General features: G+C 70.2%; 18 protein-coding genes and 1 riboswitch. Of the genes, 8 read left to right on the forward strand and 10 right to left on the reverse strand.

All coding sequences use genetic code 11. The annotated features are described in order from the left end of the window. Positions 1-158 precede the first annotated feature (158 nt). A riboswitch (cobalamin riboswitch) is annotated at positions 159-380 on the reverse strand. A gap of 22 nt (positions 381-402) precedes the next feature. Beyond that, positions 403-2,442, reverse strand: a complete 2,040-nt coding sequence (locus PKO50_RS23325; protein ID WP_275627358.1) for an FUSC family protein — start codon at positions 2,440-2,442, stop codon at positions 403-405. Positions 2,443-2,573: 131 nt separating this feature from the next. On the opposite strand from PKO50_RS23325, the gene PKO50_RS23330 reads away from it, so the two are divergent. From PKO50_RS23330 to PKO50_RS23345, 4 genes are read left to right on the forward strand one after another with little or no spacing between them, the layout of a single operon-like run. Beyond that, complete coding sequence (locus PKO50_RS23330) at positions 2,574-3,722, forward strand: MlaE family lipid ABC transporter permease subunit (RefSeq protein ID WP_089391856.1); 1,149 nt, start codon at positions 2,574-2,576, stop codon at positions 3,720-3,722. Continuing rightward, positions 3,719-4,507, forward strand: coding sequence for an ATP-binding cassette domain-containing protein (locus tag PKO50_RS23335; RefSeq protein WP_089391857.1), 789 nt, complete (start codon positions 3,719-3,721; stop codon positions 4,505-4,507). The genes PKO50_RS23330 and PKO50_RS23335 overlap by 4 nt, the downstream gene beginning before the upstream one ends. Next, positions 4,508-5,446, forward strand: a complete 939-nt coding sequence (locus PKO50_RS23340; protein WP_109936323.1) for an MlaD family protein — start codon at positions 4,508-4,510, stop codon at positions 5,444-5,446. A 7-nt stretch (positions 5,447-5,453) separates the two neighbouring features. Further along, complete coding sequence (locus PKO50_RS23345) at positions 5,454-6,062, forward strand: ABC-type transport auxiliary lipoprotein family protein (RefSeq protein WP_275630522.1); 609 nt, start codon at positions 5,454-5,456, stop codon at positions 6,060-6,062. Positions 6,063-6,260: 198 nt separating this feature from the next. Here the strand turns inward: PKO50_RS23345 and PKO50_RS23350 are convergent, their stop codons facing one another. The 9 genes from PKO50_RS23350 to PKO50_RS23390 all read right to left on the reverse strand — a co-directional run bounded on the left by PKO50_RS23350 (position 6,261) and on the right by PKO50_RS23390 (position 15,352). After that, entirely contained in the window at positions 6,261-7,286 is a 1,026-nt protein-coding gene (locus tag PKO50_RS23350) for a Fic family protein (protein ID WP_275627359.1), read from the reverse strand. Positions 7,287-7,376: 90 nt separating this feature from the next. Beyond that, entirely contained in the window at positions 7,377-8,144 is a 768-nt protein-coding gene (cobF, locus tag PKO50_RS23355; protein WP_275627360.1) for a precorrin-6A synthase (deacetylating), read from the reverse strand. Between the two features lie 2 nt (positions 8,145-8,146). Further along, on the reverse strand, positions 8,147-8,404 hold the full coding sequence (locus PKO50_RS23360) for a hypothetical protein (protein ID WP_275627361.1): 258 nt from the start codon (positions 8,402-8,404) through the stop codon (positions 8,147-8,149). Between the two features lie 93 nt (positions 8,405-8,497). Further along, positions 8,498-8,701 (reverse strand): hypothetical protein, encoded by a 204-nt coding sequence (locus tag PKO50_RS23365; protein WP_009618454.1) that lies wholly within the window; start codon positions 8,699-8,701, stop codon positions 8,498-8,500. A 69-nt stretch (positions 8,702-8,770) separates the two neighbouring features. Next, positions 8,771-10,678, reverse strand: coding sequence for a cation-translocating P-type ATPase (locus PKO50_RS23370; RefSeq protein ID WP_275630523.1), 1,908 nt, complete (start codon positions 10,676-10,678; stop codon positions 8,771-8,773). Between the two features lie 78 nt (positions 10,679-10,756). Further along, entirely contained in the window at positions 10,757-11,245 is a 489-nt protein-coding gene (locus PKO50_RS23375) for a hypothetical protein (RefSeq protein WP_256595967.1), read from the reverse strand. Positions 11,246-11,344: 99 nt separating this feature from the next. Further along, a complete protein-coding gene (locus tag PKO50_RS23380; protein ID WP_275627362.1) occupies positions 11,345-12,370 on the reverse strand; it encodes a protease modulator HflK in 1,026 nt (341 codons plus the stop codon). Next, positions 12,363-13,382 (reverse strand): protease modulator HflC, encoded by a 1,020-nt coding sequence (locus PKO50_RS23385; RefSeq protein WP_275627363.1) that lies wholly within the window; start codon positions 13,380-13,382, stop codon positions 12,363-12,365. The genes PKO50_RS23380 and PKO50_RS23385 overlap by 8 nt, the downstream gene beginning before the upstream one ends. Beyond that, on the reverse strand, positions 13,379-15,352 hold the full coding sequence (locus tag PKO50_RS23390; protein ID WP_275627364.1) for a protease modulator HflK: 1,974 nt from the start codon (positions 15,350-15,352) through the stop codon (positions 13,379-13,381). Before PKO50_RS23390 ends, PKO50_RS23385 begins: the two co-directional genes overlap by 4 nt. A gap of 189 nt (positions 15,353-15,541) precedes the next feature. On the opposite strand from PKO50_RS23390, the gene PKO50_RS23395 reads away from it, so the two are divergent. The 4 genes from PKO50_RS23395 (at position 15,542) to tcyN (ending at position 18,888) form a co-directional block, all read left to right on the forward strand. Then, a complete protein-coding gene (locus PKO50_RS23395) occupies positions 15,542-16,540 on the forward strand; it encodes a D-cysteine desulfhydrase (protein ID WP_275627365.1) in 999 nt (332 codons plus the stop codon). 112 nt (positions 16,541-16,652) lie between these two features. Continuing rightward, positions 16,653-17,456 (forward strand): cystine ABC transporter substrate-binding protein, encoded by an 804-nt coding sequence (gene tcyJ, locus PKO50_RS23400; RefSeq protein ID WP_275627366.1) that lies wholly within the window; start codon positions 16,653-16,655, stop codon positions 17,454-17,456. Further along, on the forward strand, positions 17,456-18,127 hold the full coding sequence (tcyL, locus tag PKO50_RS23405) for a cystine ABC transporter permease (RefSeq protein ID WP_275630524.1): 672 nt from the start codon (positions 17,456-17,458) through the stop codon (positions 18,125-18,127). Before tcyJ ends, tcyL begins: the two co-directional genes overlap by 1 nt. Next, positions 18,124-18,888: an L-cystine ABC transporter ATP-binding protein TcyN gene (gene tcyN / locus PKO50_RS23410; RefSeq protein WP_109936313.1), complete on the forward strand. Its 765-nt coding sequence runs from the start codon at positions 18,124-18,126 to the stop codon at positions 18,886-18,888. The genes tcyL and tcyN overlap by 4 nt, the downstream gene beginning before the upstream one ends. The last annotated feature ends 64 nt before the right edge of the window (positions 18,889-18,952 follow it).

The following is an 18,952-nucleotide window of genomic DNA, read 5'->3' on the forward strand; positions in this document are numbered from 1 at the left end:
GGGAGTGACGAAGGAACGCAGCCGGGCGGCGCGGGGCCGGGGCTGGAGGGGAATTGCTCATCTGCCTGATCGCTCCACCGCTCTCACCCGCGCGGCTAAAAACCGGGATGACGCGGGGCGATCGGAGCGCGGCCTGGGCAGCGCCCGACGGCTTCCGGCGCGTCGTCGTCGCTACGGGCCGGTCTCCGGGCTCGCGAGTGGAGGTCCTGGGACTTCCCCGGCCGCGCCTTCCCATGCCGTTGGCACAGTGGCTGTTGCGACCGCGTGACTCGCCTACCGTTGCGGGGGCAGCGCCGGAATGACCGAAAAGGCTCGGTTCCACCGGCTTCCCTGTTTCACCTTCAGCCATGACTGAAGGCACCTGTAGCAGGCGCGCAGCTTAGAGGCTGGTGGGGTGGCCGGTCAATCGGCGGCGGCGATGGGTCGCGCCGCCGGCGCCGGCGTCGCGGCCGGGTCCTGGCGGCACCAGCGCAGCCAGATGAACTGCAGCTGGACCAGGGTGGCGCGGGCCAGTTCGCGGTCCTCGGCCGGCAGCCGGTGGTCGCCCTCCAGGGCCTGGAACAGCGCCACGCTGGCCGCATCCAGGGCCTGCTCGCGGCCGGCGCGCGGGCCACCGGCGAGCAGCAGGTCGTGCAGGCGCAGCAGGTAGGCGTCGCGGGCCCGCCGTACGGGGCCGCGGGCCGCGGCCAGGCGCGCGCGGAGGAACAGCAGCTCGTCGCCCAGGTCCAGCGCCAGCAGGCCGCCGCGCCAGCGCGCACGGCGTTCGGCCGGCAGGTTCCTGTAGAACTGCGCCAGGCGCAGCAGGCGGTCGGCGCTGCGGCCGTCGAACCACACCTCCGCCACCGGCAGCGGGCCGCGGGTGAGCCGCGCCAGGTCGACGAGGATGGCCGCCAGCACGCGGCGGTAGTGGCGCTGCCCCGGCGCCAGGCGCACCAGGTTGAACACCAGCACGGCGAAGGCCACGCCGACCACCGTGGCCAGCGCCGAGTTGAGGAAGTGGCCGAGGTCGTAGCTCATCGCGTTGCTCGGCCCGATGTTCTTCACATAGAAGATGCAGAAGGACGAGGCGATGGCGGCGATGGCGGGCCGCGTCATGCACAGCGCGGCGATGAACAGCGGCACGCCCAGCACCAGGGCCAGCGCCGGGAAGCCGTCGCACAGCGGCAGTATCACCAGGCCCGCGATGCCGGCGAAGGGCACCGACAGGACGATGCCGCGCAGGAAGTTGAGGCCGGCGCCAGCCGGGTTGTCGCGGCTGGCGAACAGGCTCAGCACCACGCCGGTGATGGACACCGCGCCCAGGCCGCTGGGCCAGGCCGTGGCCAGCCAGAAGGCCGACACGCAGAGGAATGCCAGGGCACTGCGCAGGCCGTAGAGCAGCCCGCGCTCGATGTCACGGTGCCAGACGATCACCCCCGGCGCGTTGCGCGGCGCCTCGCCGTAGACCAGCGCCTGCATGCTGCGCCGGGCCTGCCCGGCCATCGCCAGGGTGCGCACCAGGCATTCCAGGCACAGGCGCTGCTGGGCGCTCTCGTGGGCCCGCGCGGCCTCGCCCAGGCGCTCGCGGCAGTCCTCGAAGGCGCGGTACCCGGCCTGCTCCAGCAGGTCCATGACCTCGCGCCGCCAGGGCTCCAGCGCGGTGGCGGGCGCCTGGTCCAGCAGCCGCCACTCCCGCGCCACCTTGCGCGCCGCGCGCAGCAGGCCCAGCAGGTCGGCGTTCAGCACCCGCAGCGCCTGGGCCCGGCGGCGGCCGCTCTCGCCCTCGAACCAGGCGTGTTCGCGCTGCGCGTCCACCGCCACGATGCGGCCCATGGCGCGGATCAGCGGGCCGCGCTCGTCGGCACCGGTCAGTTCGGCGGCGGCCGCCTGCAGGCCGGTCTCCCAGGCGCCCTTGCCCTGCTCCGCCAACTGCTGCTGCACGCGCCGCGGCCACAGCACGATGCTCACCAGCGAGGCGCAGAGGATGCCCAGGCCGATCTCCGAGCAGCGCGCCACGGCCTGGTCGAACACCGTCATGGGCGCGGCGCTGGAAGGCAGCGCGACTATCGCCGCGGTGTAGCCGGCGAGGACGAAGCCGTAGGACGAGAAGTTCTGCAGCAGCGAGGCGCCGGCGGTGCAGAACGCCAGCCAGGCCGCCATGGCCAGGAGGAACGGCAGCGGCGCCTGGCCCAGCACCGCGATCAGCGCCACCGAGACCATGGCCCCGAGGCAGGTGCCGAGCAGGCGGAACACGCTCTTGGCCAGCACCATGCCGCTCAGCGGCTGGCTGACCACGAACACCGTGACCAGCGCCCACTGCGGTTGCTGCAGCTCAAAGCGGAACGCCAGGTAGAGGGCGAGAATGCCGGCCAGCACCGACTTGGCGGCGAACTGCAGGTCCGTGCGGCGCGGGCGCAGCACGGCGCGGAAGAACTCGACGAATGGCGAAAGGAAGGCTGGCATGCAGACATACCGGCAAAATCGTTGATCGAACTATTAAATAGCTTGCTAACAATGTCAAGAAACATCCTGTAACCTCCCTGAGTGGAAGGCGACGGATGGTCCCGTCACACAACTCCGCTAGACTCCGTGGGATGACCGAAACCGCTCAAGCCGGCCAGCTGCGCCTGGACACCTCCGCCTCCCCGCCCCTGCTGCAAGTCAGCGGCGACTGGACGCTCGCCCATTTCGCCGACCTGCAACGCCAGGTCGGCGCGCTGGACGGCCAGCGCGCCCATGCCGGGGGCTTCGACTTCAGCCGGCTCGGCGCCCTCGACACCGCCGGGGCCAGCCTGCTCGCCGACCTGATCGGCGCCAGCGGCCTGCAGCGCCTGGACGAGATCGCCGCGGATGTGCCCAGGGAACGCCGCGACCTGCTGCGCGCGGTGGGCAGTTCCATCACCCAGTGCCGCCTGCACGAGAAGAAGCCGCCGCCGCGCAACGCCCTGGTCGAGCTGCTGGAACGCATCGGCCTCGCCATGGAAGCCTTCTGGAAGGACCTGGTGGGCGTGCTCGGCTTCATCGGCCTGACTCTCGAAAGCCTGGCGCGCTGCGCCCTGAATCCCCGGCGCTGGCGGCCCACCTCGCTGGCCGCGCACATGGAACAGACTGGCCTGGACGCCGTGCCCATCGTGGCCCTGCTGACCTTCATGGTCGGCGCCGTGGTGGCCTTCCTCGGCGCCACCGTGCTGAACAAGTTCGGCGCGGCCATCTACACCGTCGACCTGGTGGGCTTCTCGTTCCTGCGCGAGTTCGGCGTGCTGCTCACCGCCATCCTGCTGGCCGGGCGTACCGCCAGCGCCTTCACCGCGCAGATCGGCTCGATGAAGTCGAACCAGGAGATCGACGCCATCCGCGCCCTGGGCCTGGACCCGATGGAGTTGCTGGTGCTGCCGCGGGTGCTGGCGCTGCTGCTGGTGCTGCCGCTGCTGACCTTCCTCGCCATGCTCTCGGGCATCGTCGGCGGCGGCGTGGTCTGCGCGCTGTCGCTGGACATCTCGCCGCGCATGTTCATGGTCATGCTGCAGAACGACATCGCCGTGCAGCACTTCCTGGTCGGCCTGGTGAAGGCGCCGGTGTTCGCCTTCGTGATCGCCGTGATCGGCTGCCTGGAAGGCTTCCGCGTCAGCGGCAGCGCGCAGTCGGTGGGCGAGCACACCACCTCGGCGGTGGTCCAGTCGATCTTCGCGGTGATCCTCATCGACGCCGTCGCCGCGCTGTTCTTCATGGAGATGGGCTGGTGAGCGACGAAGCCATCATCCAGGTCCGCGACCTGTGCAACCGCTTCGGCGACCACGCGGTGCACGAGCACCTGGACCTGGACGTGCGCCGCGGCGAGATCCTCGGCGTGGTCGGCGGCTCCGGCACCGGCAAGTCGGTGCTGCTGCGCGCCATCATCGGCCTGCGCCGGCCCCAGGAAGGGCGGATCCAGGTGTTCGGGCAGAACCTGCTGGAGCTGCCGCCGGAGCAGCGCTCGAGGATCGAGCGGCGCTTCGGCGTGCTGTTCCAGAACGGCGCGCTGTTCTCCTCGCTGACCGTCAGCGAGAACGTCTGCCTGCCGCTGATCGAGCACGCCGGGCTGGCCCGCGAGGACGCCGAGTACCTGGCCAAGGTGAAGATCTCCCTGGCCGGCCTGCCGCCGGAGGCCGGCGACAAATACCCCTCGGAGCTGTCCGGCGGCATGGTCAAGCGCGCCGCCCTGGCCCGCGCCCTGGCCCTGGACCCGGACATCCTGTTCCTCGACGAGCCCACCGCCGGCCTCGACCCCATAGGCGCGGCGGCCTTCGACCAGTTGATCCTGACCCTGCGCGAGGCCTTCGGCCTCACCGTGTTCCTGGTCACCCACGACCTGGACACCCTCTACACCATCTGCGACCGCGTCGCGGTGCTGTCGCAGAAACGCGTGCTGGTGGTCGGCAGCCTCGACGAGGTGGCCGCCAACCCCGACGCCTGGGTCCAGGACTATTTCCACGGCCCGCGCGGCCGTGCCGCGCAGCAGGCGGCGGACCGCCTGCGGGAGGAGAACTGAATGGAAACCCGCGCCCACCACGTGGTCATCGGCCTGTTCACCGTGCTGGTGGCCATCGGCGGCCTGCTCTTCGGCCTGTGGCTGGCCAAGAACAGCAGCGACCAGCAGTACAACTACTACGACGTGATCTTCACCGAGGCGGTGACCGGCCTGTCCCAGGGCGGCACCGTGCAGTACAGCGGGATCAAGGTCGGCGACGTGGTCAGCCTGCGCCTCGACCCGCAGGACCCGCGCAAGGTGCTGGCGCGCATCCGCGTGTTCGACCAGACGCCGATCCGCCAGGACACCCGCGCCAAGCTGGCCATCACCGGGGTCACCGGCACCGCCATCATCCAGCTCAGCAACGGCTCGCCGGAGAGCCCGCCGCTGGTGGGCAAGGACGGCCAGGTGCCGGTGATCAAGACCATCCCCTCGCCACTGAGCAAGCTGCTGGCCAACGGCGAGGACATCGCCACCAACGTCAGCAACCTGATCAACAACGTCAACCGCATGTTCTCCCAGGATAACGTCGACCGCATCAGCCGCACCCTCGACCACATCGACCAGGCCACCGCGGTGATCGCCGAGCAGCGCGGCGACATCCGCCGCACCGTGCAGGAACTGGCCGCGGCCAGCGAACAGGCGAAGCTGACCCTGGCCAATGCCAGCCAACTGCTGGGCAACGCCAACCAGTTGCTCGGCAGCCAGGGCAAGGACACCCTGCTCAGCGCCCAGCAGACCCTCACCGCGCTGCAGCGCAGCAGCGAGAAGATCGACCGCCTGCTGGACAGCAACTACGACTCGGTGAACGGCGGGCTGAACGGCCTGGGCGAGATAGGCCCGGCGGTGCGCGAGCTGCGCGCCACCCTGGAGAACCTGCAGCGGGTGACCCGCCGCCTGGAAGAGAACCCGACCAACTACCTGTTCGGCGGCAACCGCACCAAGGAGTTCCAACCATGAAGGCCCCCTGCGCCTGCTCGGCTACAGCGCCCTCGCCGCCCTGCTCGGGGCCTGCTCGATCCTGCCCAGGGCCGAGACCCCGGACGTCTACCTGCTGCCGGCGCAGCAGCAACCGCCACGCGCCACCCCGGCGGTGGACTGGTCGCTGCGGGTGCTGGCGCCCCGGGCCAGCCAGGTGCTGGACAGCAACCGCATCGCCGTGCAGCCCAGGGGCGACCTGCTCAGCGTCTACAAGGGCGCCCGCTGGGCCGACGGCGCCCCGCCGCTGCTGCGCGACCGCCTGCTCGACGCCTTCCGCGCCGACGGCCGCATCCAGGCCCTGAGCAGCGACGAGGTCAGCCTGCAGGCCGACCTGGAACTGGGCGGCGACCTGCGCGCCTTCCAGGGCGAATACCGCGACAAGGGCGTGGAAGCGGTGGTCATCCTCGAAGCCCGCCTGGTGCGCAGCGCCACCCAGCGCATCGTCGCGACGCGCCGCTTCGAGGTCCGCCAGCCGGCGGCCGGGGAAAAGGTGCCGGAAGTGGTCACGGCCTTCGGCCAGGCCACCGACCGCCTGGCGGCCGAAGTGGTGGGGTGGACGCTGCAGCAGGGGCAGGCGCAGAAGTTCGAGCGGTGAAAGACCGCCCCCATGGCACGTAGGGCGCATAACGCCTACGGCGTTATCCGCCGTTTGGCCTCGGTCCCCGGCGGCGCCAAGGCCAACCTCGGTGTTGGCTGTGGCCCCGGTGTATCGGCGTATAACCGCGAACGGTTATACGCCCTACGGAGCGCCTTTCGCAGGATGGGTTGAGCGAAGCGATACCCATCGCCACGGCTAGTCGGAAACCCGCCTGCGCCAACCCGGATCGGTCAAGCGATAACACTGCAGGGGACTGCGCGGCGAATCCGGTTGGGTCATTTCCAGCAATCCGGACGCCATCGCCGGCCCCAGGTAGTTCTTCCGGAAGGTTGGCCGGTGCGACAACCCCAACCTGCGCATGATTTCCGAGGACTTGAGGGCTTCTCCCTTGTTGAAAGCCTGCAACAGCTGTTGCACGCTCTCGTTTACTTGATCGGTAACTTGATCGCTTACTTGTTCGGTCTGCGCGACTTCGTCCATGGCTGCCAGTAATGCCCGCAACATGTAGTCAACGAAGGGCGTCGCCTGTGCAACATGGTCGGCCTCGGCCAAGGCCGCGTAGTAGGCCTCCTGCTGAGCATGGATGACCGTCTCCACCGGCAAATAAGCCAACAGCGGATTCCAGCGACTGAGTATCAAGGTCTGCCAGAGTCGCCCCATGCGCCCGTTGCCATCGGCGAACGGGTGAATGAATTCGAACTCGTAATGAAAAACACAACTCGCCAGTAGCGGGTGCCAGTCCGTATGGCCCAGCCACTCCAGCAACTGCCCCACCAGCGTCGGGATACGGTTGGCCGGCGGCGCCATGTGTAGCAGTTGGTCACCCCGGTAGATGCCAACACCGCCCTGTCGAAAATGCCCCGCGTCGTCGATGAGCCCTTCCATCAGGCTGGCGTGGGCTGCCAATAGATCGGGTTGAGAGGTCGGGTGCCAGGAAGGCAGGTATTCATAGGCGCGAAAGGCATTGCGCACTTCCTGGATTTCACGGGGCAATCCCAGCACCCGCTTCCCCTCCAGCACGGCAGTGACCTGCTCGACGCTGAGGGTGTTGTTTTCGATGGCCAGAGAGGCCTGGATGGTACGGATACGGTTGCCGCGCCGTAGTTGAGGCGTCAATGCCGAGTCGCCACCCACCGAAAGTCGGCCGACCCGCTCGCAGATTTCACCGACCAATCGCAGCAGTGAAGCGGAAAGGGCAAGCGGTGGTTCATAGGCCTTCATGGCGATATCTGGTCCGAGTCTGCGCAGGCATCCGAAGCGATAGTGCGTACATTGGTGGCACTGCCACCCGTGGCAAACACCGAGCGCACGTTATTGATTCTCCACCCGCCGCAACAGATAGGTATCCATGATCCAGCCATTGGCCTCGCGGGCCTCCAGGCGGGTCTCGCGGATGCGCTCGGCGACTTCGTCCAGGCGCCCAGCGACCAGCAGCTCGTCCGGGGTGCCGACGTAGGCGCCCCAGAAGATCTCCAGGTCCTGGCCGCGCAGGCCGGTGTAGCTGTCCTGGGCGTCGAGCATCACCACCACGTCGTCCACGCCGGCGGGCATGCCCTCGCGGGCCAGGCGGCGGCCGGTGGTGATCTGCACCGCGCCGCCGATGTGGTTGAGCGGGATGCGGTGGCGCGCGGCCAGGGCCTGCACGCTGGTGATGCCGGGGATGACTTCGTAGTCGAAGCGCAGCCGGCCGCTGGCGAGGATGGCGTCGAGGATGCGGATGCTGCTGTCGTACAGCACCGGGTCGCCCCAGACCAGGAAAGCGCCGCATTCGCCGTCGGCCACGTGCTCGTCGATCAGTTGCTCGAACAACGCCTGCTTGGCCGCATTGAGGTCCACCACGCTGCCGGCGTAGTCAGCCACGCCGCGCTCGCGCTCCGGCAGGGCGGCTTCCACCACGCGGTAATCGGTGCGCTCGACATAGCGTTCGCAAATGTCGCGGCGCAGGTCGAGCAGCTTGGTCTTGCTGGCGCCCTTGTCGAGCAGGAAGAAGACATCGGCGCGGTTCAGCGCCTTGACCGCCTGGATGGTCAGTTGCTCGGGGTCGCCGGCGCCCACGCCGATCAGCAGCAGTCGTTTCATGGTCATTTGCAGTGGTAGGGGCTTTCGCCTTCCAGTTCCTGGTCGGCGTCGAGGTCACGGATGATCACCGTGGCCTTGGGGTAGCTGGAGCAGAGCGCGTTGCGCACCGTGTAGAGGCCGGTGCCCTGGGCCAGGAAGGACTTCTTGTTGAGCTTCTGCCCGTTGGCGTCGACGGCGTCGATCTCGTAGTGGCCGCCGAAGGTCTTGCAGCCGCCCAGTACCAGCAGGCTGGCACCGAGCAACAGGGGAATCGCTTTCATTGCCTCTCCTTGTCTGCGACCGGCAAAGGTGCGAAGCCGGTCATTCTGAGGATGTCAGGCCTGCTTCGACAAGCCCGGCGGCCATTTGCTCCCTCAGCGCTTGCCCATGGAGCGGCGCGAGCCGCGGGGTGCCGGCGGCCGGCGCACGTCCTTGTCATGGGCCTTGCGCGGCTGGTAGCCGGCGGCGGCGTCCTTCTGCGCGGCAAGGGCGGCGCGGGTCAGTTCGGCCAGGGACAGCGGGGCCTGGGCCGGGGTGTCCGCGCTGTCGTCGCGCGGCGGCTGTTGCGAGGAAGTCATGGTGTGGACCGGATGAGGGATACGGAAACGGCGCCCATCATACCCGATAGGCGCCACGCCCGCTGCTGCTCAGGCGCCGACCGGTTGCCCCGCGGGCCCCGCCGGCTGCGCCAGGCCGAGGCTTTCGTCGAAGCGCAGCAGGCGCCCGGCGTTGCCCAGCACCAACAGGGTGCTGAGGTTGTGCAGCACGGCGGCGATCATCGCCCCGGCGGCGCCGAGCAGGCCGAAGGCGGCGGCCGCGACTATCGCCAGGGTCCAACCCAGGCCGATCGCCACGTTGACCTGCAGGGTGCGCCGGCACTGGCGGCTCAGCCGCACACAGGTGCCCAGGCGGCGCAGGTCGCTGCCGATCAGCACCACGTCGGCCGAGGCCAGGGCGATGTCGGCGCCGCCGGCGCCCATGGCCACGCCGACCACGCCGGCCTTGAGCGCCAGCGAGTCGTTGATGCCGTCGCCCACCACCAGCGGGCGGAAACCCTTGTCGATTTCCTCGCCGACGCGGCGCAGCTTGTCTTCCGGCAGCGCCTGGGCGCTGACCTCGGCGATGCCCACCTCGCGCGCCACGCCCTCGGCGACGCTGCGACGGTCGCCGGTGAGCAGCAGCTGGCGGCCCAGGCCCAGTTCGCGCAGCTCGGCCATGGCCCGGGGCGCTTCCGGACGCAGGCTGTCGGCCAGCAGCAGCCAGGCGCGGAAACGCCCGCCCAGGGCCAGGCCGGCGATGGGGCCGTCGTGCTCGGGCACCGGCGCCGTGGCGATGCCCAGCTGGGCGAAGAGTTCGGGCCGGCCCAGGGCCGCCTCGCCCTGCGGGGTGTGGGCGAGCACGCCCAGGCCCTGGCGTTCGCGGATGTCTTCCAGCGGGTGGTAGGCGTCGTGGGGCACCAGCGCGGCCAGGGCGCGGCTGACCGGGTGGCTGCTGGCCGCGCCGAGGCTGGCGGCCAGCTGGCGCAGGGCCGCCGAGTCTTCCCCCGGCTCGCCGCGCAGGGCCTGCAGGCGCAGGCTGCCGTGGGTCAGGGTGCCGGTCTTGTCGACCACCAGCGAGGTCAGGTCGGCCAGTTCCTCGAGGAAGGCCGAGCTGCGGATCAGGATGCCGTGGCGCGCCGCCACGGCGATGCCGGCGATGGCCGTGGCCGGCGCCGACAGCACCAGGGCGCAGGGGCAGGCGGCCACCAGCACGGCGAGCATGGCCTGGGGGTCGTTGGTGACGAACCAGGTGACCGCGGCGATCAGCAGTACCAGCACCATGTAGCGCCCGGCGTAGCGCTCCAGCAGGCGGGTGATCGGCGGCTTGGCGCGTTCGGCGCGCTGCATCAGGGCGATCACCTTGCCCAGGGTGGATTCCTCGCCGGTACGCGTCACCTCGATGCGCAGCAGGCCGTCGAGGTTGATGGCGCCGCCGTAGACCTCCATTCCCGCGCCGGCCTCCAGCGGCACCGACTCGCCGGTGATGGGCGCGGTGTCCAGGCTGGCCTGGCCGTCCAGCACCCGGCCGTCGGCCGGCACGCGGTCGCCGGCGCGCACTTCCACCTGGTCGCCGGCGCGCAGTTGGGCGTTGTCCACTTCCTCCACGGCGCCGTCGGCGCGGATCCGCCGGGCCTGGCTGCGGGTCAGGCGGCCAAGGGCCTCGATGGCTTCCTGGGAGCCGATCACGCTGCGCTCTTCCAGCACGTGACCGAAGATCATGATGATCGGCAGCAGCGCGGCGGTCAGCAGGTCGCCGGTGGCCCAGGCGCCGAGCATGGCCAGGGCGATCAACTGGTCGGTGATGCCGTGCAGGCTGGGGTGGCGCAGGCTGGCGGCGGCCGAGCGCAACACCGGCACCGCCACCAGCAGCGAGGCGACGCCCAGCAGCAGCTGCGCCACGCCCTCCTGCTGCGGCGCCAGCCAGCGCCAGAGCAGGCCGAGCAGCAGCAGGCCGAGGGCGAGCATGGCCAGGCTCAGCTGGCGGGCGGCGGCGCGCTGCTCGTCGCGGCTGAGCATGGCCCCGGTGAGATGGCCATGGCTGTGGCCATGGTGATGGCCGTGGTGGTGGTGGTGTGCGCTCATCGATGGCTCAGGTCATTGGGTCGACGCGGTGTCGTCATCCTTGAGGATGGTCGCCCGGGGTGGGAAGCGCGTGTCCGGGCGCTTCACGTATTCCTCGGCCTCGGCTTCGGTCAGCACCCAGATCTGGTTGATCTGGCCGCTCTGGCCAGTCTTCAGCGCGACGAACTTGTCCTTCAGCTGCGGCATCAGGCCGTTGACGATGAACAGGTTGTTCTCGGTGCGGATACGCACCGAGACGGCCACCGGGTAGCTCACGGTCTTTTCGTACAGCCCCAGGCTGACCACCTGCTTGAGCAGGTTGGGCTTGGGCCGCTTGAGGGTGATGACCGGGAAGCTGGCGCTGTCCACCACGCCCACCAGCATGCCCGAGGGCAGCTCGCGGCCGGCCTCGGCGCTGCCGGCGCCGAGCAGCATGCCCAGGGCCAGCAGCAGTGCGCCCAGGGGGCGCCAGCGGTTGCCCCGCGACGGAGTGGAGGAGTGCCGGTAAGCGACAGCGTTCATGGAGTGTCCCGCCCTAGGTGTTTTCTCGGAATGTGGGTGTCGGGCCCGTGGCCCTCGGCGAGCCTAGCGCGTCCGTGTGACATCTGTCCGCCCATTGCTTCACGGCTGCGGCCCCTGGAGGATCAGGCGACCGGCGTCGCGCGGATCGACCGTGGTCACCGAACCGGCCTTGGCGAGTATGCCCGGCACCCGCTCGCGGTACAGCCGCAACAGCAGGCCCGGGTCCTGGCTGGCGGCCAGGCTGGCGATGGTGGCGGTGTCGGCATGGGCCTTGGCCAGGCGCTCGCCGGTCTGGGCGCGGGCCACCTGCAGGGTGCGGTCGGCGGCCTGGGTGGCTGCCTGGGTCTGCCGCGCGGCGTCGTTCTGCGCGCTGGCGACGTTCTGCTCGGCCAGTTGGCTGGCGGTGAGCACGGCGTTGAAGGCGCTCACCGCCTCGCGCGGCAGCGAGGACTGCACGTCCACCCGCTCGATCTCGATGCCCAGCCCGCTGCCGGCGGCAGCCAGTGCCACCAGGCTCTGGTTGACGCCCTGCTGCAGGTCGCCGCGCAGGCGCTCGCGGCGCTCGGCCACGGCGCTGTCGCTGCCGACCAGCTCGGGGCGGGCGACCAGGATGGTGTCCAGGTCGCGGGCCGCGCACACGGCCACAGCATTGCGCGCCACCAGGCGGTCCAGCGCCGGCAGCACGTGCTCGCCCTGGAGCACGTAGGCGTAGGGGTCGACCACCTTGTAGAACACCCGCACGTCCAGCTGCACGACGCCGGCGTCGCCGGTCAGCAGGTAGCCGGAGCCGGCCGTGGCGTCGTTGACCAGGCTGACGTCGAGGTCGGCCTTCTGCGCCTGGGCCGAACGCAGCAGGGTTTCCACCCGGCGCTCGATGACCCGCTCGGCGGCCGGCAGCAGCACCACCTGCTCGAAGGGCCGCGGCCAGGCCAGCAGCAGGCCGGGGTTGGCGATGCGCTGCAAGGCGCCCATGCGCAGCACCACGGCGCGGCTGTCCGGGCCGACCTCGCGGACGTTGGACAGCGCCCAGCCGAGCGCCGCCAGCAGCGTCACGCCATAGAGTGCGACGAACGCCAGGCGCCCGGCCTGCAGCCAGGGGCTGCCGCCCTCCCCGCGCTCAGTCATGCTGCGCACCCGGCTTCGGCGCCGGCAGTTGCGGCGGGCCGTCCACCAGCACGCGGAAAGGCGCGGCGTCGGTACGCAGGACCAGGCGGGTGCCGGAGTTGACGATGGTGCCCAGGGTGTCCAGCGAGCGCAGCAGGTTGTACAGCTCGGGCGAGCCGGCGTAGGCCTTGGCGTAGATCTGCGCCGCCTCGACGCGGGACTGCGCCTCGATGTCGGCGGCCTTGACCGTGGCGTCGGCCTGCAGGATGCGCGCGTCGCGCTCGGCGGCGGAGCGGATCTCGGCGGCCTTGCGCTTGCCCTCGGCGGTGCGCTCGGTGGCGATGGTCTCGCGTTCGGCGCGCATGCGGTCGACGGTGGCGCCGAGGGTCACCGAGGGCAGCGTCAGGCGCTCGATGCCCACCTGCAGCACGCGCACGCCGTAGGTGTCGCGCAGGGTCTTGTCGATCTGCCCGCGCAGGCGCTGCTCGAAGTCGGCGATGCGCACCTTGCCGCCGTCGGTGTTCACCAGGTCGGCCAGGTCGAAGCCGCTGGCGGTGGTTTCCAGGGCCGAGCCGACGAAGGTGCGGATCTGCCGCGCCGCCTCGTCCGGCTGGTTCTGCACCGCGCGCATGAAGCGCTGCACGTCGTCCGCATCGGGCTGCACCTGCCAGGCCACGTAGGCCTGGACGATGATGCGCAGGCCGTCGCGGGTGCCGACGTCCTGCAGGCCGCTGGAGGTGGTGCGCAGGCGCAGGTCCACCGGGATGGCCGCCTCGAAGGGCACCGGCAGGCGCCAGGCCAGGCCCGGCTGCAGCAGCACCCGCACCGGGTTGCCGAAGCGGGTGACCACGGTCGCCTCGCCGGAGCGCACCTGCACCAGGCAGGCGCTGGCGGCGGCGAACAGCACCAGCAGCGCGGCCAGGGCCATGCGCCGCCAGGGCATGGGCCCGCCGCCGGCGTGCTCATGGTCGTGATGAGGGTGGCCGTGCTCGTGGTCGTGGTGCGCGTGGTCGTGGCTGTGCGACGAACTCAAGGGGCGAGCTCCTGTTTGGCCGGCTTGCGCGCCGGGTCGAAGGGCGCGGCGAGGAAGCCGCGCAGGTCGAGGGTCGGCGCATCGCCGGCGCCCAGTCGGTGGTCGATGACCAGGGCGCTGGCACTGCCCAGGCCCTGGCCCAGGCGGGCGAAATACTGTTCCAGCAGGAACGACTGGCCGGCGTCCTGCCAGGCCTTGCGCTCGGCGCCGAAGCGCAGGTCGGCGGCCCGGGCCGCGGCCAGCGTCTCGCGGGCGTCGGCGTTGGCCTTGTCCACCGCCTGGCTGGCAGCCAGGCGGGCCTCGTTGCCCTGTTCGGCGGCCTTGCCGCGCTCGCGGGAGATCAATGCCTGGGCGGTGATCTGTGCCGCCTGCACGCCGTGGTAGGCATTCGCCGCACCGGCCGGCGGGTGGATGGCCTCGACCACGGTGGCGAGGATTTCCACGCCGCTGTGCAGGTCGTCGAGGTCGGCCTGCACGGCCTTGCCGATGTCCTGCGCCAGAGCCTCGCGCTGGCCGCCGAGGACGCTGTCCAGGGTGCGCGAGGCGAAGTCGTGGACCAGCACGCGGCTGGCCGTGCTGCGGATCAGCGCCGGCACGTCGGCGCTGTTGTAGGTGGCGGCCAGGGCCGCGGCATCGCTCAGGCCGATGCGGTAGACGAAGCGCACGTCCATGTTGACCACCTGGAAGCTCTGCTTGCCGTCGGCGGCGCTGGCGATCACCTGGGATTTCTCGCTGCGGTGGGAAGCGTCCCACAGGCGGTTGGCGCTGTCCGGCGCGGGGCCCTCGGCCGGGCCCGGCGGGTCGGCGGTGGCGGAATCGCCGGAGGTGGCCAGTTCGTGGATGACGCCGTTCTCCACCGCGATCACCCGCCCGAACGGCCAGGGCAGCCCGGCATGCAGGCCCGGCTGCAGCACCGCCTCGGGCTTGCCGAAGCGCTCGTAGACGCCGCGGCCGTCCAGGGGCACCTCGTGGATGCCGCTGAGCAGCCAGCCCACCAGCGCCACCAGCGCGGCCACCGGCAGGAAGGCGCGGCGCATGAAGGCGAACGCCCAGACCTGGCGCAGGTCGATGCCGAAGCGCTGCTGCAATTCGTCCTGCAGGAACTGCAGCGGCCGCGGCGGCCAGCGCAGTTGCCCGGCCACCAGGCTACGGGCGACCAGACGCGGCTCCTCGCGCTCGCGCTGCGGCAGGAAGGCGGAAAACACCGCGCGCGCCAGCAGCTCCACGGCCACCGCGGCGGGCAGCAGGCCGAGCAATACCAGCAGGCGCACCGGCCAGAGGTTGTCGGCGCTGGCGAACAGCAGGCCGGGCAGCGACAGCAACTGCACGGCGATGACCAGTCGCAGCAGCGGCGCCAGGGCGGCGGCCTCCGGCCACTGGGCCGCGGTGCTGGCGGCAAGGTGGCGCTCCAGCACCAGCAGACCGAAGGCGCCCAGCAACAGCAGGCCGGCGCCGACATAGGCCGCCTGGCCGAGCTCGGCCCCCGGCAGCGCCAGGCTCCAGCCAGCGCGGATCACCAGCAACGCGGCGACGGCGAGCCCCGCCAGCCAGAGCGCGCCGGGACCGACGCGCAGCAACAGCCCGCGGATGCCACGGCCGATGCTGTCGAGGAAGCGGTCATAGGCACTCAGCGCCTCGGGCGGCAGCGCCTCCTGCGCCACCTCGCGCCCGCCGAACCAGCGCAGCCCCGGCTCCTGCCCCAGCGCCCGCGCCCGCCAGGCGTCCACACGCCAGGCCGACTGCGCCGCCGCGGCCAGCAGCAGCAAGGCCGCGGCGTTGTTGCACAGCAATGGCAGCCAGGGCGAACGGGCAGCGAACAGGCCGATGAGGATCGCCAGGAGGAACAGCAGCCCGGCCAGCACGGCGCTGCCCAGGGCCAGGGCGAACAGGCGCCGGGCATGCACCGCGGCCTGCTGGAAGCGCGGCAGCGCCTGCAGGTCCTCACCCGCGGTGTCCAGGTCGACTCGCATCACAACTCCAGAGGCGGCCATGGGGCCAGCCGGTACATCGGCGCGCAGGGAAACAAAATGTAACCTTATAACAGTCGGGGTGAAATTCTCGTCGAGACTCGGCGCAAAGAAAAGCCCCGTCCGCGATTTGCCGCGCGGCCCCGCAGCGTTCTATCTTGGCGAACCGTTCAAGTACCGCCGAGGTCCCCGATGAGCTCCCTGCGCGAATCCCTCGCCCGCTTCCCCCGCCTCGACCTGGTCGGCGCCCCCACTCCACTGGACAAGCTGGAACGGCTGTCGGCGCGGCTGGGCCGGGAGATCTTCGTCAAGCGCGACGACCTCACCCCGCTGGCCATGGGCGGCAACAAGGTGCGCAAGCTGGAGTTCCTCGCCGCCGATGCGCTGGCCGCCGGCGCCGACGTGCTGGTCACCGCCGGCGCCATCCAGTCCAACCACGTGCGCCAGACCGCGGCGCTGGCCACGCGCCTGGGCCTGGGCTGCCTGGCCCTGCTGGAAAACCCCATCGGCACCGCCGACGCCAATTACCTGGGCAACGGCAACCGCCTGCTGCTCGACCTGTTCGGCGCCCAGGTGGAAGCGGTCGCCAACCTCGACGACGCCGACGCCCTGCTGGAGCAGGCCTGCGAGCGCCTGCGCGCCCAGGGGCGCAAGCCCTACCTGGTGCCCATCGGCGGTTCCAATGCCCTCGGCGCCCTGGGCTACGTGCGCGCCGGCCTGGAGCTGGCCGAGCAGGTGCGCGCCAGCGGCCGCCACTTCGCCGCCGTGGTGCTCGCCTCCGGCAGCGCCGGCACCCACGCCGGGATGGCCCTGGCGCTGGCCGAGGCACTGCCGGAAACCCCGGTGATCGGCGTCACCGTCTCGCGCCCCGACGCCGCCCAGCGGCCCAAGGTGGAAGGCCTGGCGCAACGCACCGCGGACCTGCTCGGGCGGCCGCTGGCGGCGCATTGCGCCGTGCACCTGTGGGACGCCTACTTCGGCCCGCGCTATGGCGAGCCCAACGCCGGCACCCTGGACGCGCTGCGCCTGCTCGCCGCGACCGAGGGCCTGCTGCTCGACCCCGTCTACACCGGCAAGGCCATGGCCGGCCTGCTCGACGGCGTGGCCAAGGGCCGCTTCGCCGACGGCCCGCTGCTGTTCCTGCATACCGGCGGCGCCCCGGCGCTGTTCGCCTACCCGGCGTTCCTGTGAATTCACACGGGTTATATGAATAAGAAATTTTATTATTTTATTGCATAACCATTGACCCCCTATAGTCCCGCGGCCTACTAACCTGCTTGAAACACCAAGAACGAGGGCAACCATGAACTTCTCCATCCTGCGACGCGGTTTCATCTTCGCCGGCCTGACCCTGGCCCTCGGCGCCAGCTTCCTCGGCCAGCAGGCCTCGGCCGACGAGGACCTGCTCAAACAGATCCAGGCCAACGGCGCGATCAAGGTCGGCCTGGAAGGCACCTACCCGCCCTTCAGCTTCGTCGACGAGAGCGGCAAGCTGTCCGGCTTCGAGGTGGACTTCGCCGAGCTGCTGGCCAAGGAGCTGGGGGTGAAGGCCAAGTTCCAGCCGACCAAGTGGGATGGCATCCTCGCCGCCCTCGAATCCAAGCGCCTGGACGTGGTGATCAACCAGGTGACCATCTCCGAGGAGCGCAAGAAGAAGTACGACTTCTCCGAGCCCTACACCGTCTCGGGCATCCAGGCCCTGGTGCGCAAGGGCGACGAAAGCAAGTACGACAAGCCCGAGAAGCTCGCCGGGGTGAAGGTCGGCGTGGGCCTGGGCACCAACTACGAGCAGTGGCTGAAGCAGAACGTGCCGCAGGCCGACGTGCGCACCTACGAGGACGACCCGACCAAGTTCCAGGACCTGCGCAGCGGGCGCATCGACGTGATCCTGGTGGACCGCCTGGCGGCCTTCGACATGGTCAACAAGACCAAGGGCGCCATGGCCCTGACCGGCGCGCCCTTCGCCCGCCAGGAAGCCGGCATCGCCCTGCGCAAGGGCAACCCCGAGCTGCTCGGCGCGCTGAACAAGGCCATCGAGAAGTTCAAGGCCGACGGTTCGCTGAAGCAACTCTCGGAGAAGTGGTTCCAGGCTGACGTGACCCAATGATCGACGAAAGCCTGCAGCTTGCGCTGGATTCCGCGCCCTTCCTGCTCAAGGGCGCGGTCTTCACGGTAGTCCTGAGCGTCGGCGGCATGTTCTTCGGGCTGCTGCTGGGGTTTATCCTCGCCCTGGCGCGCCTGTACGGCCACGCCGTGTTCAGCTGGCTCGCGCGCATCTACGTGTCCTTCTTCCGCGGCACGCCGCTGCTGGTGCAGTTGTTCATGATCTACTACGGCCTGCCGCAGCTGGGCCTGGAGCTGGACCCGCTGCCGGCGGCGCTGATCGGCTTCTCGCTGAACATGGCCGCCTACGTCTGCGAGATCCTCCGCGCGGCCATCGGCTCCATCGACCGCGGCCAGTGGGAGGCGGCCTCCAGCATCGGCATGACCCGCGCCCAGACGCTGCGCCGGGTGGTGCTGCCGCAGGCCGCGCGCACCGCCCTGCCGCCGCTGGGCAACAGCTTCATCTCGCTGGTCAAGGACACCGCCCTGGCTGCCACCATCCAGGTGCCGGAGCTGTTCCGCCAGGCACAGCTGATCACCGCGCGGACCTTCGAGGTGTTCACCATGTACCTCACCGCGGCGCTCATCTACTGGGTGCTCGCCAGCGTCCTGGCGCACCTGCAGAACCGCCTGGAAGCGCGGGTCAACCGCCATGACCAGGAGCACGAGGCATGATCGAGGTACGCAAGCTCACCAAGCGGTTCCGCGGCCAGGAGGTGCTCAAGGGCATCGACCTCTCGGTCGCGGCCGGCGAGGTGGTGGCGATCATCGGCCCCAGCGGCTCGGGCAAGACCACCCTGCTGCGCTGCCTCAACCTGCTGGAGATCCCCAACGGCGGGACCATCCGTGTCGGCGACATCGAGATCGACGCCTCGCGCCCGCTCAAGCCGCAGCAGGGGCTGATCCGCAAGCTGCGCCAGCACGTCGGCTTCGTGTTCCAGAACTTCAACCTGTTCCCCCACCGCACCGCGCTGGAGAACGTCATCGAAGGCCCCGTGATCGTCAAGAAGGAGCCCCGCGAGAGCGCCGTGCAGCGCGCCCGCCAGCTGCTGGCCAAGGTCGGCCTGGCCGGCAAGGAGGATGCCTATCCCAAGCGCCTCTCCGGTGGCCAGCAGCAACGCGTGGCCATCGCCCGGGCCCTGGCCATGCAGCCGGACGTGATCCTCTTCGACGAACCCACCTCGGCGCTGGACCCGGAACTGGTGGGCGAAGTGCTGGCGACCATCCGCGGCCTGGCCCAGGAAAAGCGCACCATGGTCATCGTCACCCACGAGATGAGCTTCGCCCGCGACGTCGCCAACCGGGCGATCTTCATCGACAAGGGGGTGATCGTCGAACAGGGCGACGCCAAGACGCTGTTCGCCCATCCCCGCGAGGAACGCACCCGGCAATTCCTCAGCAAGTTCCTCAACCCCGAGCAGGGTCGCTCCGAATAGATCATATTATTCGATACCAAAGCTCGGATATTTGCGCTTTTTTATCGACTTGATCGGGATCAAC

The organism is Pseudomonas sp. 273 (genome assembly GCF_029201425.1).
In the GTDB taxonomy this organism is placed as follows: domain Bacteria; phylum Pseudomonadota; class Gammaproteobacteria; order Pseudomonadales; family Pseudomonadaceae; genus Pseudomonas; species Pseudomonas delhiensis.